This window comes from Acidovorax sp. 100, assembly GCF_003688355.1.
Classification (GTDB): Bacteria; Pseudomonadota; Gammaproteobacteria; order Burkholderiales; family Burkholderiaceae_C; genus Acidovorax; species Acidovorax delafieldii.
This window is the reverse complement of the sequence record NZ_REFD01000001.1, coordinates 3,209,314-3,225,258: the sequence shown is the minus strand read 5'-3', so window position 1 is coordinate 3,225,258 and position 15,945 is coordinate 3,209,314. Positions and strand designations below refer to the sequence as shown.

Genomic DNA, 15,945 nt, shown 5'->3' with positions numbered 1-15,945 from the left:
GCATGCGCCACGCTTTTGTGAAGCACGCCCTTGGGGTGTCGTGTGGCCTGGCCTTGACCGTAAGCCCCGCGCTCGGTCAGACGCTGACGGTGGCCAATTTTGGCGGCGCCAATGCCAAAGCCCAGCAACTGGCCTTCTATGCGCCTTTTGAAGCCACCCCCAACGCCAAGGGTGCCAAGGTGCAAGGCGTTGAATACACGGGCGACCTGGCCCAGGTGGGCGCCATGATCCAGCGCGGCAAGCCTGAATGGGATGTGGTGGAGGTGGAATCCGCCGACCTGGCAAATGGCTGCGCCGCAGGACACTTCGAGCGCATTGACCGCACGAGCGTGCCCCACGCCAGCATGCTTCTGCCCGGCACGGTGCAAGACTGCGGACTCGGGGCCTTCGTCTGGTCTACGGTGCTGGCCTTCGACAGCCAGCGGTTTGGCAAGGAAGCACCCAGGAGCTGGGCCGACTTCTGGGACACCAAACGCTTTCCCGGCAAGCGCGGCATGCGCAAAGGCCTGCGCTACAACCTGGAGATCGCACTGCTGGCCGACGGCGTGCACCGCCGCGATGTCTACGCCCAACTGAACAGTGAAGCCGGCTTGGCACGCGCGCTCAAGAAGCTGGAACAACTCAAGCCCCACATCGTGTGGTGGGAGTCGGGTGCACAAGGGCCGCAGAACCTGCTCGACGGCACGGTCGGCATGACAACGGCCTTCAATGGCCGCGTGGCTGCAGCCAATGCAGCCACCCAGTCCTCGCGCCTGTCCATCGTCTGGATGGATGCGATCTACGAGATGGACTACTGGGCCATTGTGCGGGGCACGCCACGGCAGGCGATGGCGCTGGACTTCATTCGCTTTGCCACCTCGGAGACTGCGCAGCTCACTTTTTCGCAGGCGATTCCCTACGGCCCCACCCACATGGGGGCCATCCTGCGCTATGAAGAAAATCGCCCCCGATCTGCAGAACCGGTAGGAGGTGGCTCAGCGCACACCCCGTTGGTCGACTTGTCGATGGCCCCCAGCGACCTGCCCTCCGCCCCCTCCAACCTGCGCAGATCGCTGGCTTTTGACGCCAGTTTCTGGCGCACGCACGGTGCGTCGGTAGAGCGCCGTTGGGCAGGAGGCGCACCATGATCCGCAAAACATTGCAATCGATCGCCGCCATGAAGGTCTGGGTGCGCCTGATGTGCACGCTGGGCTTGCTGCTGGCCCTGCTGGCGGGTGTGGGCCTGGTGGCAGCGCAGCGCATCCGCGTGCTCCATGAAACGCTGGACCACTACACACGCAATACCACGCCATCGCTGCAGGCCGTCAAGTCCTGGCAGGAAAAGCTGGCCGCCATCCGGATATTGCAGGCACAACACCTCATGACCGTCTCTGCCGCCGAGATGGACCTTCTGGAAAAGGGCATTGACGAAGCCCATGCCCAGCTGCGCAGCAGTCTCGCTGAACACGAGAAGCGCCTGACGGGTGAAGAAGACCGTGCCTTGTGGATGGCGGTGACCGACGTGACGCAAACGGCCATGGGCTACTGGGACAAGCTGCGCGCCGTATCGCGGGAGTCGCTCTCCGACCCCGCCCGGGCAGAAGAAGCGCGGCGCCTGTTCACCGGCCGGTCGCAGCGGTTGTTTGCGGCCAGTGCAGCGGCGGTGGAACAGCAATGGCAGTTCACCACCGACGCAGCGATCGCGTTGGCGGCCAAAGGTCGGGCCACCTATGTGTTCTCCATGGCCCTGCTCGCGGGCAGTTGCACCTTGGCGCTGCTGCTGGGCACAGGCCTGGCCGCGATGGTCATCCGCTCCATCACGCGGCAATTGGGGGGCGAGCCGGTTGATGTGGCGCACATGGCGCTGGTCATCGCCCAGGGCGACCTGAGCGCGGCAACTTCGGCCGGGTCGGCGCGCCCCCTGCCGGGCAGTGTCATGGCGGCCATGGACACCATGCGCGGCCACCTGGCGGCCCTAGTCGGCGATGTGCGCAACAGCAGCGAGAGCATCGCCACCGGCTCGGCAGAGTTGGCCACCGGCAACCTCCACCTGAGCCAGCGCACGGAAGAGCAGGCCAGCCATCTGCAGCAGACCGCCGCTGCCGTAGCGGTCTTGACCGATTCGGTGCGGGACAGCACAGTCAAGGCAGAGCAAGCCCACCGCCTCGCAGACGGAGCCTCTGGCGCAGCGGCAGACAGCGGACATGCCGTGCAGCAGATGGTGGCCACCATGGAGGACATCTCCACGTCGTCCAAGACCATCAGCGACATCACGGCAGTGATTGACGGTATTGCGTTCCAGACCAACATCCTCGCGCTGAACGCTGCTGTGGAAGCGGCGCGTGCTGGCGAGCAAGGTCGGGGCTTTGCGGTGGTGGCCACCGAAGTGCGCTCTCTGGCCCAGCGCAGCGCCGAGGCAGCCCGAGAGATCAAGCGGCTCATCCACCAGAACGTGGACAAGGTGGCACAAGGCCACCAGCATGTGCAGCAGGCAGGGGCTTCGGTGCACGCCATCGTTTCGCAGGTGCACGACATCAGCGCCATGATCGGTGACATGCACCACGCGATGACGCGCCAGTACGAAGGCATCCGCGAGATCAGCGGCACCATGGCACGGTTGGACGAAACCACCCTGCAAAACGCTGCCCTGGCGGAACAAGGCACAGCCGCCACCCAGAGCCTGCAAGGCCAGGCAGCGCGTCTGGCCGAGTTGGTTAGTATTTTTCAGTTGCCCAAGGCCCCTGCAACGCAGGCGACACTCGCCCGTACTGCCCGTGATAGCCTGTTCGTCGCCCCGCATCCACGCGCCGCACTGCCCGCACTTTGGCACTGAATTCGCCCTCTTTCTGCCCTTATTTCACCTGCATCCGGAGACCCCCATGGACATGAAGACTTCCCCCCTCGCACTGCTCAACGACCCCACGCTGCTCAAGACTGACGGCCTCATCAACGGTCAATGGGTGGCGGGCAGCAGCCGCTTTGACGTGAACGACCCAGCCACGGGCCTGAAGCTGGCCGACGTGGCCAATCTCGGTCCGCAGGATGCCGAGGCCGCCATTGCCGCCGCAAACGCCGCCTGGGGCCCTTGGAAGACCAAGACCGCCAAGGAGCGCAGCATCATCCTGCGCAAGTGGTTTGACCTGCTCATGGCCAACCAGGACGACCTGGGCCGCATCATGACCGCCGAACAGGGCAAGCCCCTGCCAGAAGCCAAGGGCGAGGTCGCCTACGGCGCGAGCTTTGTGGAATGGTTTGCCGAAGAGGCCAAGCGCATCAACGGCGAGACCCTGCCCCAGTTTGACAACAACCGGCGCCTGCTGGTGCTCAAGCAACCCATCGGCGTGTGCGCGGCCATCACGCCATGGAACTTCCCGCTGGCCATGATCACCCGCAAGGTCGCGCCTGCGCTGGCTGCGGGCTGCCCCGTGGTCATCAAGCCGGCCGAGCTGACGCCGCTCACCGCCCTGGCCGCCGCCGAACTGGCCATCCGCGCGGGCATTCCGGCCGGTGTGTTCAACATCCTGCCCGCAGACAGCGACAACTCGATTGCCATCGGCAAGGTGCTGTGTGCGAGCGACGTGGTGCGCCACATCAGCTTCACGGGCAGCACCGAAGTGGGCCGCATCCTGATGGCGCAGTCGGCCCCCACGGTCAAGAAGATGTCGCTGGAGCTGGGTGGCAATGCGCCCTTCATCGTGTTCGACGACGCCGATATCGACAGCGCCGTGGAAGGTGCCTTTGCCAGCAAATACCGCAACGCGGGCCAGACCTGCGTCTGCACCAACCGCTTTTATGTGCAGGAAGGCGTGTACGACGAGTTCGTGGCCAAGTTCGCCGCCAAGGTCAAGACGGCCAAGGTGGGCAATGGCTTTGAAGCCGGTGTGAACCAGGGCCCGCTGATCGAGGAAGCCGCGCTGGCCAAGGTGCAGCGCCACGTGGACGACGCGCTGGCCAAGGGCGGCCAAGTGGTGGCTGGCGGCCAGCGGCTCAAGAGTCTGGGCTCCGGGCAGTTCTTCGAGCCCACGGTGGTGGCCAATGCGTCGGCCGACATGCTGTGTGCCCGCGAAGAAACCTTTGGCCCGTTTGCGCCCGTGTTCAAGTTCAAGACCGAGCAGGAAGCCATCGACGCAGCCAACAACACCGAGTTCGGCCTGGCCAGCTACTTCTACAGCCGCGACGTGGGTCGCATCTTCCGCGTGACCGAGGCGCTGGAATACGGGATGGTCGGTGCCAACGTGGGCATTCTGGCCACAGAGCACGTACCCTTTGGCGGCGTCAAGCAGTCGGGCCTGGGCCGCGAAGGCTCGCACTACGGCATGGACGACTATGTGGAGATCAAATACCTGTGCCTGGGCGACATCCAGAGCGGCCAGTGAGCGGATGCCAGGGAGCTGTCGCTTCGCTCTGCCGGTGAATAGCTATTATTTTTATAGCATTACAGGCAAGTATCTCTAGCGCTTCGAGCCCAAAATATCTGAAAGCGCAGGTGCATTGCGTCCCTGCGCGCTTTGGCGCCCCAAGTCTCTTGCGCGTCTGCAGCGAGGGGCTTACACGCAGCGGTAGATCACTTCAAAGCGACTGACCTGGGCCGACAGTTCTGCCCCCAGGCCATATCGTGCGCAATGTTTTTCGGCCGCATTGAGGGCTCCGTCAGGGCCCAGCGTTGAATTTTCCCAGTTGATGGATACCGACTTCCCGTTGCCAACAACAACGAACGGCGCGGGGGGTGTGTAGGCGCAGCCAGCCACACCTGCGGCCAGCACCGCCCGCCAGAGCCAAGCCGTCAGAGTCATCGGTTTCATGTGCGCGTCCATGCGGCCCGCAGTGTATCGGATAGGACTGCGGGGTGGACTCAGCGTTGTTGCAGCCCCCCGCTCAGCCACAGCCGCTTGATCTGCAGACCGGACCACACCGCAAAAAATACGGACAGCCCAAACACCCAACCCGACAGCGCACCCGCCATGCCGCCGGACAGCAGCGTGCCAATGGTGCAGCCCAGCCCGGTCATCGCCCCCCAGCCCAGGAACACGCCGCCCGACAGGCCCCGTACAGCATCGCGCCACGTGGGCCAGCGCGGCACGAACTGGCGGCTGGCTGTAGCTGCCACGAACGCTCCCGCCACCAGGCCCACCAACAGCGCGGCATTGGGGGCAAACCAGGTGGCCTGCGGCACGGTAGCGCAACCCGCAAATCCATCGAGCCCATCGAGCCGGTCTGGAATCCAGCCCTGCCCTTGTGCCCACTGGCGTGCGGCGCTGCCCAGCGTGGCTGTCACGCCCAGGGGTCGCATGCGCACAATGGCAAATGTGCCAATCAGCCCCACGACCAACCCGCCTACCCAGTAGTGCCAGCGCCCGGTCCACAGGTTGCGCCACACGGCACGCAGTCCTGGTACGGCAGGGACTGCACCCGGCGATGATGATGCGGCGGCCTCCTGCGCAAAGCCCCGCCAAAGCCAGGCAGCCACCAGGGCCAACCCGACCAGTTGCACCAGCAAGGCGCCGCCATACCCCAGGTGGGCAGGCAGCCACACCACGGGCGCATCGGCCACACTCTGGCTGTACAAGGGGTTCCAGGTCTTGAAACCCAGGATGAAGCCCAGTGCCGACCCGGCCAGCGCGAACGGCGATACCGTGGCCCCCTCGGCCAGCCGGTACCAGTGCGCGCTGATGCACGAGCCCGACACCACCATGCCGATGCCAAACGACAGCCCAGCCGCTACCAGCACCCAGCTCACGGGGCCGATGTGCATGTCGGGCGGAAGCTTGCCCGGCTGGGGCACCGGCAACCAGCTGCCCAGCACCACGGTGTAGCCCACCACCCCCACCGCCAGCGCTAGCACGATGGCCAGCAGCCCGCGCGGATTGCGGTCTTCAAACCAGTCGCGCGCGTGGCAGTAAAAGCAAAAGCGCGAGCGCTGCAGCACGAGCCCCAGCACCGCGCCCGTGAACAAAGCAAAGACGAGCGTGCGCCCGCCTGGCAAGCCCTGAACCGCCTGGGCACCCCAACCCAATGCCACCAGCGCTGCGAGCGACGCCAGGGCTCCTGCGCCAGAGAAATTGATCTTGGATGTCATTGCACCGCACCCATAAAAAAAGCCCGCACCAGGCGGGCTGTAAAGGAGACCCCCTACCAAAACTCAAAAGATCTCTTTGTTTTGCATTGCACCTTCTTCCCAAAAGGTTCTGTCGGTCAGCCCAATCACTTCGCGGCCCAGATGGTGCCCGCCGGGTTGGTGATGGGCACGCCCACCGCATTGCCGTATTCCGTCCACGAACCGTCATAGTTCTTGACGCTGTAGCCCAGGATCTTGGACAGCGCAAACCAGGTGTGGCTGGAGCGTTCGCCAATGCGGCAGTAGGTGATGATGGGCTTGCTGCCATCCACGCCCGCGCTGGCGTAGAGCTTTTTGAGGTCCTCGGCGGACTTGAAGGTGCCATCCTCCTTGACCGCCTGGCCCCAGGGCACGTTAGCCGCGCCGGGGATGTGGCCAGCACGGATGCTCAGCTCGGGCACCCCGGCCGGGGCAAAAATCTTGCCCGCGTATTCGTCGGGCGACCGGATGTCCACCAGCTTTGCATTGCTCTTGCCCTCTACCGCGGCCAATGCATCGGACAGGCGGGCCCGCAGGTCGGTGTTCACCTTGGCCACCCGGTAGCTGGTGGTTGCAAACTCGGGCACGCGGTTGTTCAGCGGCTGGTTCTCAGCCTCCCACTTCTTGCGGCCGCCGTCGAGCAGCTTCACGTTCTTGACACCATAGATGTCAAACACCCACGCGCCCCAGGCAGCAAACCAGTTGTTGGTGTCGCCGTACAGCACCACCGTGGTGTCTTGCGAAACGCCCGCCTTGGACAACAGGGACTCAAACGCCTCCTTGCTCACGATGTCACGGCGCACCCGGTCGTTCAGGTCCTGGTGCCAAGAGAAGTTGACCGCACCCGGCACATGGCCGCGCTCGTACAGACCTGGGTTCACGCTCACCTCCACAATGCGCACCTGCTGGTTGTCCAGGTTCTGCGCCAGCCATTCGGTGGTGACCAGAGGGCCAGCGGGGATGGGGGTGGCAGCGAGCAAAGTTCCACCGAACAACGCTATGCAGGATGCCAAGGAGGCACGCATCCAGCGGCGTCCAAACCATTGTGATGAGAGAGTGCGTTGGGTTGTCATTGGCATCCGTTCCTTTTCTTTGAAGTGCCTGTGCAGTGCAGCAGGTGGAAGGAATTTAGAGCCCGACGCGATCACAACCAACCAACATGTTCGGCTATGGATATGCGTTTTGCACGCTTGCACAAAGCGCTTGCCAGACGGCTGGCGGATGCTGCCTATAATCCGGAGCGTCGCGGGTGTAGTTCAATGGTAGAACGGCAGCTTCCCAAGCTTCATACGAGGGTTCGATTCCCTTCACCCGCTCCAAATCAATAAAACCTGCCAGGCAGCAATGCCTGGCAGGTTTTTTCATGGGCTGATGTCTTTCTGTCGATGCTCTCTAGCCGCCGAGCTTTGGCACGGCACGGTCCGATGCAGGCACATGCATACGCGCCGTTGTCGCAACCTGGCCCAGGTTGAACCGCGCAATGGCCTCAACCATCTGCTGCGCCTGCGTGCGCAGGCTGCTGGCAGCCGCAGCCATTTCCTCCACCAGCGCCGCGTTCTGCTGCGTGGTCTGGTCGAGCTGTGTGACAGCCTCACCCACCTGGCCAACTCCGGCGGTCTGCTCGTTACTGGCCGCGCTGATTTCAGAGACCATGTCGGCCACGCGCTGGATAGAGCTGACGACTTCCTGCATCGTGGTGCCCGCCTGATCGGCCAGCACCGAGCCCTGTTGCACCATGGCGCTGCTGGCGCCAATCAGCTCCTTGATGGCCTTGGCTTCAGCTGCCGTGCGCTGGGCCAGGTTGCGCACCTCGGCGGCCACCACCGCGAAGCCGCGACCTTGTTCACCCGCGCGTGCTGCCTCGACCGCCGCGTTGAGCGCCAGGATGTTGGTCTGAAAGGCGATGCCGTCGATCACACCAATGATGTCGGCGATCCTCTGGCTGCTGTTGTTGATGTCCTGCATCGTGCGGACCACTTTGGACACCACCTCACCACCCTGCTGGGCAACCCGACTAGCCCCCACGGCCAGTTGGTTGGCTTGGCTTGCGCTGTCGGCGTTGTGGCGTATGGTGGCGCCCAGTTGCTCCATGCTGGCCGCCGTCTGCTCCAACGCACTGGCCTGACTTTCGGTACGGCCTGACAGGTCCTGGTTGCCCTGTGCAATCTCCGTACTGGCAGCGGATACGCTGACGGCACTGGTACGCACCGTGCCCAAACTTTCCACCAACCGGACGCGAAAGCCTTCCATGGCCTGGGCCAGAGAGCCGATTTCATCGCGCGACCGGACGGACACCGCGTGCGTGAGATCCCCCTGCGCCAGATAGCCAAGGGCTGTGCTTAGCTGCTGCACGGGGGCACCCACCAGCCTGCGCGTAGCCACCAACAGCACCACTGTGAGCAACGCGAGTGCCACCGCCACACCCAGCCAAAGCCAGGTGAGCACGCCGCGCGCCTCACTCATCATTTCTGTCAAAGGTGCCTCGGCAACGATGACCCAGCTCCAGGGTTTGTAGTGCTCAACCGCCACGTAGCGGGTGGCGGTATCACTCTCACCGCTGCGACGGGGCGACCAACCGGACTCCAGATCGCCAGAGGACTGAACCGCAGCCAACGACGCCAGCCAAGCCTTTGCGTTGTCGTCCTTGTCATCCAACTTCAGGGACTTGCCCGCGCCGGGCAACCCGAAAACACTGCCCCGTGCGGGGCCCGATGAGAGATTGACGGCATACACAGCACCCGAGGTAAACAATTTTTGTCCCGCCATCACGGTGTCGAGCTTGCCCAGAATGGCACCCATGTTGGAGCCAATGAACAGGATGCCGATGGTGCGAGTCCCGTCGCGGATGGGCTCATACACGGTCATGTACTCACGGCCAAACAGGCTGGCACGGCCGATATAGGTTTTGCCCTCATTCATGAGGGCATAGGCCGGGTGCTTACGGTCCAGCAGGGTCTTGTAAGCTCGCTCACCATCCTGCTTTTTGAGGGATGTGGTCACACGAATGAAATCGTCGCCGGTGCGCGCGAAAATCGTGGCCACGGCTCCCGTGCTGTCCTTGGAGAATCGGTCCACCACTTCAAAGTCGCCATTGACGGAGGCCCCCTGGAAAGACAGCACCGCCTCGGGCTTTCCATCGGCCCCAGGCGACTCTGCGACGGTGAATTGACCTGGGAAATTTGCCTTGAACAGGGTGAAGTCGCGCTTGGCCTGCTCTTGCGCCGTTTCATCAAAGGTCTGGACCAAAGTGCGTACCTGGGCGGCGTATTGCATGGCATCTCCACGCGCGAGGCGACCGAAGTCTTGCCAGAGCAGGGTACTGACGATGCCCATCGTGGCCAACAAAACCGCCAACAGACTGAGCAAAGCCGTCAAGGACAGCTTGAAGGCGACGGAATGGCGGGAGCTTGAGGGAATCATCTGGTGCTTTTGGGTAATTTATGCATCAACGTGCATACGGAGAACCAAAGTACCCGAAGTCGCGCAAAAACAAAACCATCGCCAGTGCAATGGCCTTTTCAGGCATAGGGAAAACCCTTGCAAAAAGCCACCGCAACAACAGCTCGCTGCAGCAGACACAGACGTCGTCATGCAAGTCTGCGTCGAGGTCCCAGCGTGTTCAAGGCAGGCTCAGCGCCTGTCTGCTTTCAAAAACCCTTTGTCCCCCAGTGACGGGATCCACAAACTCCAGAGACCGCGCCAACAGCTGCAGAGGCCGCGAGTAGTCGCCTTCGGGCGGGTCGTTGACGACGGGATAAAATGGGTCGTTGCGCAGTGGCAGCCCCAGGGCCGCCATATGCACGCGCAACTGGTGGCGCTTGCCAGTGACGGGCGACAGCAGGTACCGAGCCCAGTCGCCTGTGACCTCTAGCACCTGGATATGGGTGTAGCTATTGGGCTCGCCCGACACCTCCTGCATACGAAAGAACTGCGGACTCTCCTCCAACCGGCTGCGGTGGTCACGCGGGAAGGTCAGGTCGGCGCGCCACGGTGCAACGGCCTCGTAATGCTTGATGATCTGCCGGTCGCGGAACAGCGCCTGATACGCACCGCGCGTTGCCTGACGCACTGACAGCATCACCAACCCAGCCGTATCACGGTCAATGCGGTGCAATGGCGAAAGCTCGGGCAGCCCCAACCGGCGTTTGAGGCGTACCAGCAAGGTGTTATGCAGATACCGGCCTGAGGGCGTTACCGGCATGAAGTGCGGCTTATCTGCCACCACCAGATGCTCGTCCTGGTACACCACCGCTTCACTGAACGGCAAGGCGGGCTCGGAGGGAAGGCTACGATAGTAGTAAAGGCGCAGCCCTCCCTCAAAAGCCCGATCAGGCAACACGGCCCGCCCGCGTTCATCCACCACGACACCCGCCTCCATGCGCTCCTGCCACCCTTCACGGGATACGGCCGGCAGCCGCTCTGTCAAAAAATCCAGCATGCTGCCCTGCCCTCGCACAGGCAGTACCACGCAGCTGGGGCTCACCCCATCGCGCACGGGCAATACATGGGGATGGCGAGGGTTGTGCATGGCGTGCAAATTCTAGGGGGTTGGTCGGCGTCAAGATACGCCAGTCCCGACCGGGGATAGCGCTTCACCCGCGCATACAGGTGGAGCACAAAGCCCATGCAGAGCAGCGCTGTAGGACAAGCACGCCAAAAGGCCTGTTGACCAACGCAATCGACGCAAATTTGCGTTCTGCGGGCTAGCATGGCTGCTCTATGACAAGACCCCAAACGGACCAGCACACCACATCTGCACGCGCAACGGCGACGGCAATGGCACCAGCGGGAGTGACTTCAACGCCTCGCCCGAGGCAGGGCCAGAGCAGGGTCCGCATTGCCTGTGGCGTAGCGGGAGTCATGGTAGGACTGCTGCTGATAGGCGCTGTAACGCTGAGCCAGTGGGATTGGAACCGCTCCAAACCTTGGATCGACCAAACCCTCAGCGAGGCAGCCGGAAGACAGTTTGCGGTGGAGGGCGATTTATCCGCATCCTGGCACTGGCCACAGCCCCTTGAAGAAGGGTGGCACCGCTGGGTTCCCGGCATCACTGTGCAGGGAACCCAGCTGGTTCTGCAAGACCCGCCAGGATTTGCCCGTCCTGGCAAAGCCGCAACGCCCCAAACCACGGCACGCGCCGAGATGGCGCGCGCATCGCTCAAGCTTTGGCCACTACTGGCGAGGCAAGTGGTCATTGATACCCTGGAGCTATCTGGCCCGGACATCTCCCTCGCCCGCCTGCGCGACGGCAGCAACAATTGGACGCTGCTCCCAAAGAGGGATCCCGATGACGCCACGCCGCGCTGGGCGTTCAGCATTCATCAGCTATCGGTCCGCGGGGGGCATTTGGCATATAACGACGCCAAGCAAGACCTTGATCTGACCGTCCGCGTCGACACCCTGAGCGAAGGGCAGACAGTCGTTGCATCGGGGAATGCTGCATCGCCTGCGTCCGGCACGGCGAGTGCCTCTAGCACCCCAGTCTATGGCGTGCGCTTCGACCTCAAGGGCACGCTGGGCAAGGCGCGTATCGAGGGTCAGGGTCAGGCCGGCTCTGTGCTCTCGCTGCGCGACAAAGAGGTGAACTACCCCCTGCAATTCACCGCCAAGGCGGGCAGCGTAGAAACAGCCGTTCGGGGCATTCTGGCAAACCCTGGTGCGCTGTCAGGGATGGATTTCCAAGTCATGCTCAAAGGCGCCAGCATGGCAGACCTGTATGCACTCACGGGTCTTGTCCTGCCCAATACGCCCGCATTTCAGACCCAGGGACGATTGCAGGGCAGTCTGCAACCAGGCCGTGCTGTATGGGACTACCGTGACTTCACTGGTACGGTAGGCCAGAGCGATCTGCACGGCAATCTGCGCTTCGTGTCGGCTGCGCCACGCGGCAAACTTTCAGGCGCCATCACATCCAATCAGTTGCGCCTGGTGGACCTGGGACCAGTGCTCGGTACAGCCACCACGGCGACTGCCCAGCCTGGCCGCAATGGCAAGGTGCTGCCCAACGCTGCGTTTGCCACCGATCGCTGGAGCACCATGGATATGGATCTCAAGTTCGCGGGGCAGCGTGTGATCCGACCCAACAGCCTGCCGCTGGAGGACCTTAGCGTGCATGCCGTATTGGACGATGCCGTGCTGCGCCTGGAACCCTTGCATTTTGGTGTGGCCAAAGGCCAGATTGAATCCAAACTGGTGCTGGACAGCCGCAAACGACCGCTGACGGTACACATGGACACCCGCGTGCAAAACCTGCGGCTCGCTGCACTGTTTCCCGAGGTGGAACTGACCCAAAAAAGCCTGGGGCGACTCGATGGCGCCATGGCGCTGAATGGCCAGGGGAATTCCGTAGCGCAGTGGCTTGGCAGCAGCAGCGGCGAGGCCCGCCTGTATGTGCGCGATGGCACTCTGAGCCGCGAACTACTGGACCGCGCTGCACTCAACGTAGGCAGCATCGTGGTGGGCAAACTGTTTGGCGACAACAAAGAAGTGCAACTGCGTTGCGCGGTGGCAGATCTGGCGGTGCGCGAAGGCCTTGCCACGGTCCGCACCGCCAAGCTGAGCACCAACGAGGCGGTGGTGGATGTCACGGGCACCATCGACATGGCAGAGGAACGCCTGAACCTGAGCGTGAAACCAGCGTCGCTGGAGTGGAAGTTCTTCTCGCTGCGCACTCCGCTGTACGTGCGCGGCACGCTGGGCAAACCCGATGTGGGCGCAGAACCAGGCCCCCTGCTGTTGCGCGCCGGGGCAGCCATTGCCGCTGCGGTGGCCGCGCCTGCCGCCTTGGCATTGTTACCTGTAACGGTACCCGGAGCTGACGACGACGCGCAGTGCGCGCCCTTGCTTGCTCAGGCTACACAACCGGTCAAGGCAGGGCGCGCTGGCGCGCCGGTCGCACGCACGCCATCACGCTAAAAAACAGTTCAACACCGCCTCTGCGGGTGTGTGGGCCCCAGCGGCCATCGCCAATGAAAAAGCCCACGGCGTGAACCGTGGGCTTTTTGTGGATCTGCGAGGACCCGATGTCATTCGGCCGTCGCCTCTTCAGGCTCTGCAGGCTCGGACTTCGCTGAACGCTCCTTCTTTGGCAAAGGCTGGATATCCAGCAGCACATCGGGTGTTTCTACACCCTTGTCGTCCTTCTTCATCTCGATATCCACGGTCAGGCGTCCCCCTTCCGTCAGGCGGCCAAACAGCAACTCATCAGCCAAGGCGCGGCGGATGGTGTCCTGGATCAGGCGCTGCATAGGGCGCGCGCCCATCAGCGGATCGAACCCCTTCTTGGCCAGGTGCTTGCGCAGGGCATCGGTGAAGGTGACCTCCACCTTCTTCTCGGCCAGCTGCGTCTCCAGCTGCAGCAGGAACTTGTCCACCACGCGCAGGATGATCTGTTCATCGAGCGCTTTGAAGTTGACGATGGCATCCAGCCGGTTGCGGAACTCAGGAGTGAACAGGCGCTTGATATCACCCATTTCATCGCCCGCCTGCCGCGGGTTGGTAAAACCAATGGTCGCCTTGTTCATGGTCTCGGCGCCAGCGTTGGTGGTCATAATGATAAGCACGTTACGGAAGTCGGCCTTGCGACCGTTGTTATCCGTCAACGTGCCGTGGTCCATGACCTGCAGCAGCACGTTGAAGATGTCCGGATGTGCTTTCTCGATCTCATCGAGCAGCAGCACCGCGTGCGGCTTCTTCGTGATGGCTTCCGTCAGCAGACCACCTTGGTCGAAACCGACATAACCTGGAGGCGCGCCAATCAGGCGGCTCACGGCATGGCGCTCCATGTACTCGGACATGTCAAAACGGATCAGCTCGATGCCCATGATGTAGGCAAGCTGCTTGGCCGCTTCAGTCTTGCCAACGCCGGTGGGACCGCTGAACAGGAACGAGCCGATCGGCTTGTCGCCCTTGCCCAGACCCGAACGCGCCATCTTGACGGCACTGGCAAGCACTTCCAATGCCTTGTCCTGGCCAAACACCACGCTTTTCAGGTCACGTTCCAGCGTCTGCAACTTGCCGCGGTCGTCATTGGACACGTTGGCAGGCGGAATGCGCGCGATCTTGGCCACGATCTCTTCGATCTCGGCCTTGCCAATGGTCTTCTTGCGCTTGCTCGGCACCATGATGCGCTGGGCCGCACCGGCTTCATCGATGACGTCGATTGCCTTGTCGGGCAGGTGGCGGTCGTTGATGTACTTGGCGCTCAGTTCTGCCGCAGCCTGCAGGGCAGCTGCAGCGTACTTCACGCTGTGATGCTCTTCAAAACGAGACTTCAGCCCCTTCAGGATGTCGATGGTTTCGGCCACGCTGGGCTCCACCACGTCCACCTTTTGGAAGCGGCGCGACAAGGCAGCATCCTTCTCGAAGATCCCCCGGTACTCCGTGAAAGTGGTCGCACCGATGCACTTGAGCTGGCCGCTGGACAGCGCGGGCTTCAGCAGGTTGGAGGCATCGAGCGTGCCGCCCGAGGCCGCACCCGCACCGATCAAGGTATGGATCTCGTCGATGAAAAGGATGGCGTTGGGCTTGTCCTTGAGCGACTTGAGCACGCCCTTGAGGCGCTGCTCGAAGTCGCCACGGTACTTGGTGCCCGCAAGCAGCGCACCCATGTCCAGGGAGTAAACCGTTGCCTCGGCCAGGATCTCGGGCACATCGTTTTGCGTGATCCGCCAAGCCAGGCCCTCGGCAATCGCAGTCTTGCCCACCCCTGCCTCGCCCACCAGCAGAGGATTGTTTTTGCGGCGACGGCACAAAATCTGGATCGTACGCTCGACCTCGTAATGGCGGCCGATCAATGGATCGATCTTGCCATCCTTGGCGGCCTGGTTCAGGTTCTGGGTGAACTGCTCCAACGGCGACGCCTTTTCGTTACGCTCACCACCACCGCCCTCTTCGCCCTCGGCCTGATTCTCGGCCTTAGCGGGCTCGGGCGGCTCGCCCTTCTTGATACCGTGGGCAATGAAATTCACCACATCCAGACGCGTGACACCTTGCTGGTGCAGGTAGTACACGGCGTGCGAGTCCTTTTCGCCAAAAATTGCCACGAGCACATTGGCACCCGTCACCTCTTTTTTGCCGTTGCCCGTGGACTGCACGTGCATGATGGCGCGCTGGATCACGCGCTGGAATCCCAGCGTAGGCTGGGTGTCCACCTCGTCGGTACCCGCGACCTGCGGGGTGTTGTCTTTGATGAAATTCGCCAGCGATGAACGCAGATCATCGATATTGGCCGAACATGCGCGCAGCACCTCCGCTGCGCTGGGGTTATCGAGCAATGCAAGCAACAGATGCTCCACGGTGATGAACTCGTGGCGCTGCTGACGGGCCTCAACAAAGGCCATGTGCAAGCTGACTTCCAGTTCCTGGGCAATCATGTGAACTCCTTTGTGCTTGCGTGGAAGGGATAACTTTAGATCGGGACAAAAGACCTGTTATTCAACAGGCTCACTGACACATTGCAGTGGGTGGCCCGCCTTGAGGGCGGCGTCAAGCACTTGCTCTACCTTGGTGGCTGCCACATCGCGCGAATAAACGCCGCACACGCCTTTGCCATCGAGGTGGATCTTCAACATGATCTGGGTGGCAGTTTCGCGGTCTTTACTGAAAAACTCCTGCAGAACCACGATGACGAACTCCATGGGCGTGTAGTCGTCGTTCAGCATGACCACCTGGTACATCTGCGGCGGCTGGGTCTTTTGGGTGCGCCTCTCGAGCACGACCGAACCGCCATCATCCCGCGCAGGCCGGGTCACGGGCGGCGCGGTGGGGGGTGAAGGTGGTTTTGTTGCCATGAAAATCATTCTAGCGACCCGAACAGGGTGCCGCTGCAGGAGAAGCTGGTTGTTGACCAGGTATTTTTCAACCCACGGCTT

At 62.5% G+C, this 15,945-nt stretch carries 11 protein-coding genes and 1 tRNA gene; 5 read left to right on the top strand and 7 right to left on the bottom strand.

Features of this window, described 5'->3' with window-relative positions:
• Positions 1-2: 2 nt before the first annotated feature.
• From C8C96_RS14920 to C8C96_RS14910, 3 genes are read left to right on the top strand one after another with little or no spacing between them, the layout of a single operon-like run.
• Positions 3-1,127, top strand: coding sequence for an ABC transporter substrate-binding protein (locus tag C8C96_RS14920; RefSeq protein WP_233584241.1), 1,125 nt, complete (start codon positions 3-5; stop codon positions 1,125-1,127).
• Complete coding sequence (locus tag C8C96_RS14915) at positions 1,124-2,812, top strand: methyl-accepting chemotaxis protein (protein ID WP_121942793.1); 1,689 nt, start codon at positions 1,124-1,126, stop codon at positions 2,810-2,812. Before C8C96_RS14920 ends, C8C96_RS14915 begins: the two co-directional genes overlap by 4 nt.
• Positions 2,813-2,858: 46 nt before the next feature.
• The gene (locus tag C8C96_RS14910; RefSeq protein ID WP_121942792.1) at positions 2,859-4,355 is read left to right on the top strand and encodes an NAD-dependent succinate-semialdehyde dehydrogenase; all 1,497 of its coding nucleotides are present in this window, start codon (positions 2,859-2,861) and stop codon (positions 4,353-4,355) included.
• Positions 4,356-4,526: 171 nt separating this feature from the next.
• Here C8C96_RS14910 and C8C96_RS14905 read toward each other — a convergent pair whose 3' ends face one another.
• The 3 genes from C8C96_RS14905 to C8C96_RS14895 all read right to left on the bottom strand — a co-directional run bounded on the left by C8C96_RS14905 (position 4,527) and on the right by C8C96_RS14895 (position 7,098).
• On the bottom strand, positions 4,527-4,793 hold the full coding sequence (locus tag C8C96_RS14905; RefSeq protein WP_147455685.1) for a hypothetical protein: 267 nt from the start codon (positions 4,791-4,793) through the stop codon (positions 4,527-4,529).
• A 38-nt stretch (positions 4,794-4,831) separates the two neighbouring features.
• Positions 4,832-6,055, bottom strand: a complete 1,224-nt coding sequence (locus tag C8C96_RS14900) for a YeeE/YedE family protein (protein ID WP_121942791.1) — start codon at positions 6,053-6,055, stop codon at positions 4,832-4,834.
• A 125-nt stretch (positions 6,056-6,180) separates the two neighbouring features.
• Positions 6,181-7,098 (bottom strand): sulfurtransferase, encoded by a 918-nt coding sequence (locus C8C96_RS14895; RefSeq protein ID WP_121942790.1) that lies wholly within the window; start codon positions 7,096-7,098, stop codon positions 6,181-6,183.
• Between the two features lie 220 nt (positions 7,099-7,318).
• On the opposite strand from C8C96_RS14895, the gene C8C96_RS14890 reads away from it, so the two are divergent.
• Positions 7,319-7,392: transfer RNA gene (locus tag C8C96_RS14890), tRNA-Gly, on the top strand.
• Between the two features lie 73 nt (positions 7,393-7,465).
• Here C8C96_RS14890 and C8C96_RS14885 read toward each other — a convergent pair.
• Positions 7,466-9,493 carry a Cache 3/Cache 2 fusion domain-containing protein gene (locus C8C96_RS14885; RefSeq protein ID WP_121942789.1) on the bottom strand — a complete coding sequence of 676 codons (2,028 nt, stop codon included), beginning with the start codon at positions 9,491-9,493 and terminating at the stop codon, positions 7,466-7,468.
• A 199-nt stretch (positions 9,494-9,692) separates the two neighbouring features.
• A complete protein-coding gene (locus C8C96_RS14880; protein WP_121942788.1) occupies positions 9,693-10,601 on the bottom strand; it encodes a pseudouridine synthase in 909 nt (302 codons plus the stop codon).
• Positions 10,602-10,792: 191 nt separating this feature from the next.
• On the opposite strand from C8C96_RS14880, the gene C8C96_RS14875 reads away from it, so the two are divergent.
• Positions 10,793-12,988 (top strand): AsmA family protein, encoded by a 2,196-nt coding sequence (locus C8C96_RS14875; protein ID WP_370107359.1) that lies wholly within the window; start codon positions 10,793-10,795, stop codon positions 12,986-12,988.
• Positions 12,989-13,098: 110 nt separating this feature from the next.
• Here the strand turns inward: C8C96_RS14875 and clpA are convergent, their stop codons facing one another.
• Together clpA and clpS are read right to left on the bottom strand one after the other, a co-directional pair.
• Positions 13,099-15,447, bottom strand: a complete 2,349-nt coding sequence (gene clpA / locus C8C96_RS14870; protein ID WP_121942786.1) for an ATP-dependent Clp protease ATP-binding subunit ClpA — start codon at positions 15,445-15,447, stop codon at positions 13,099-13,101.
• 57 nt (positions 15,448-15,504) lie between these two features.
• Positions 15,505-15,873: an ATP-dependent Clp protease adapter ClpS gene (gene clpS, locus C8C96_RS14865; protein WP_015013909.1), complete on the bottom strand. Its 369-nt coding sequence runs from the start codon at positions 15,871-15,873 to the stop codon at positions 15,505-15,507.
• Between the last annotated feature and the right edge of the window lie 72 nt (positions 15,874-15,945).

Coding starts and splice junctions, on each gene's coding strand:
- C8C96_RS14875 (WP_370107359.1), top strand. CDS start 10,793: ATGACAAGACCCCAAACGGACCAGCACACCACATCTGCACGCGCAACG.
- clpS (WP_015013909.1), bottom strand. CDS start 15,873: ATGATTTTCATGGCAACAAAACCACCTTCACCCCCCACCGCGCCGCCC.
- C8C96_RS14905 (WP_147455685.1), bottom strand. CDS start 4,793: ATGGACGCGCACATGAAACCGATGACTCTGACGGCTTGGCTCTGGCGG.
- C8C96_RS14895 (WP_121942790.1), bottom strand. CDS start 7,098: ATGCGTGCCTCCTTGGCATCCTGCATAGCGTTGTTCGGTGGAACTTTG.
- C8C96_RS14910 (WP_121942792.1), top strand. CDS start 2,859: ATGGACATGAAGACTTCCCCCCTCGCACTGCTCAACGACCCCACGCTG.
- C8C96_RS14920 (WP_233584241.1), top strand. CDS start 3: ATGCGCCACGCTTTTGTGAAGCACGCCCTTGGGGTGTCGTGTGGCCTG.
- C8C96_RS14915 (WP_121942793.1), top strand. CDS start 1,124: ATGATCCGCAAAACATTGCAATCGATCGCCGCCATGAAGGTCTGGGTG.
- C8C96_RS14900 (WP_121942791.1), bottom strand. CDS start 6,055: ATGACATCCAAGATCAATTTCTCTGGCGCAGGAGCCCTGGCGTCGCTC.
- C8C96_RS14885 (WP_121942789.1), bottom strand. CDS start 9,493: ATGATTCCCTCAAGCTCCCGCCATTCCGTCGCCTTCAAGCTGTCCTTG.
- C8C96_RS14880 (WP_121942788.1), bottom strand. CDS start 10,601: ATGCACAACCCTCGCCATCCCCATGTATTGCCCGTGCGCGATGGGGTG.
- clpA (WP_121942786.1), bottom strand. CDS start 15,447: ATGATTGCCCAGGAACTGGAAGTCAGCTTGCACATGGCCTTTGTTGAG.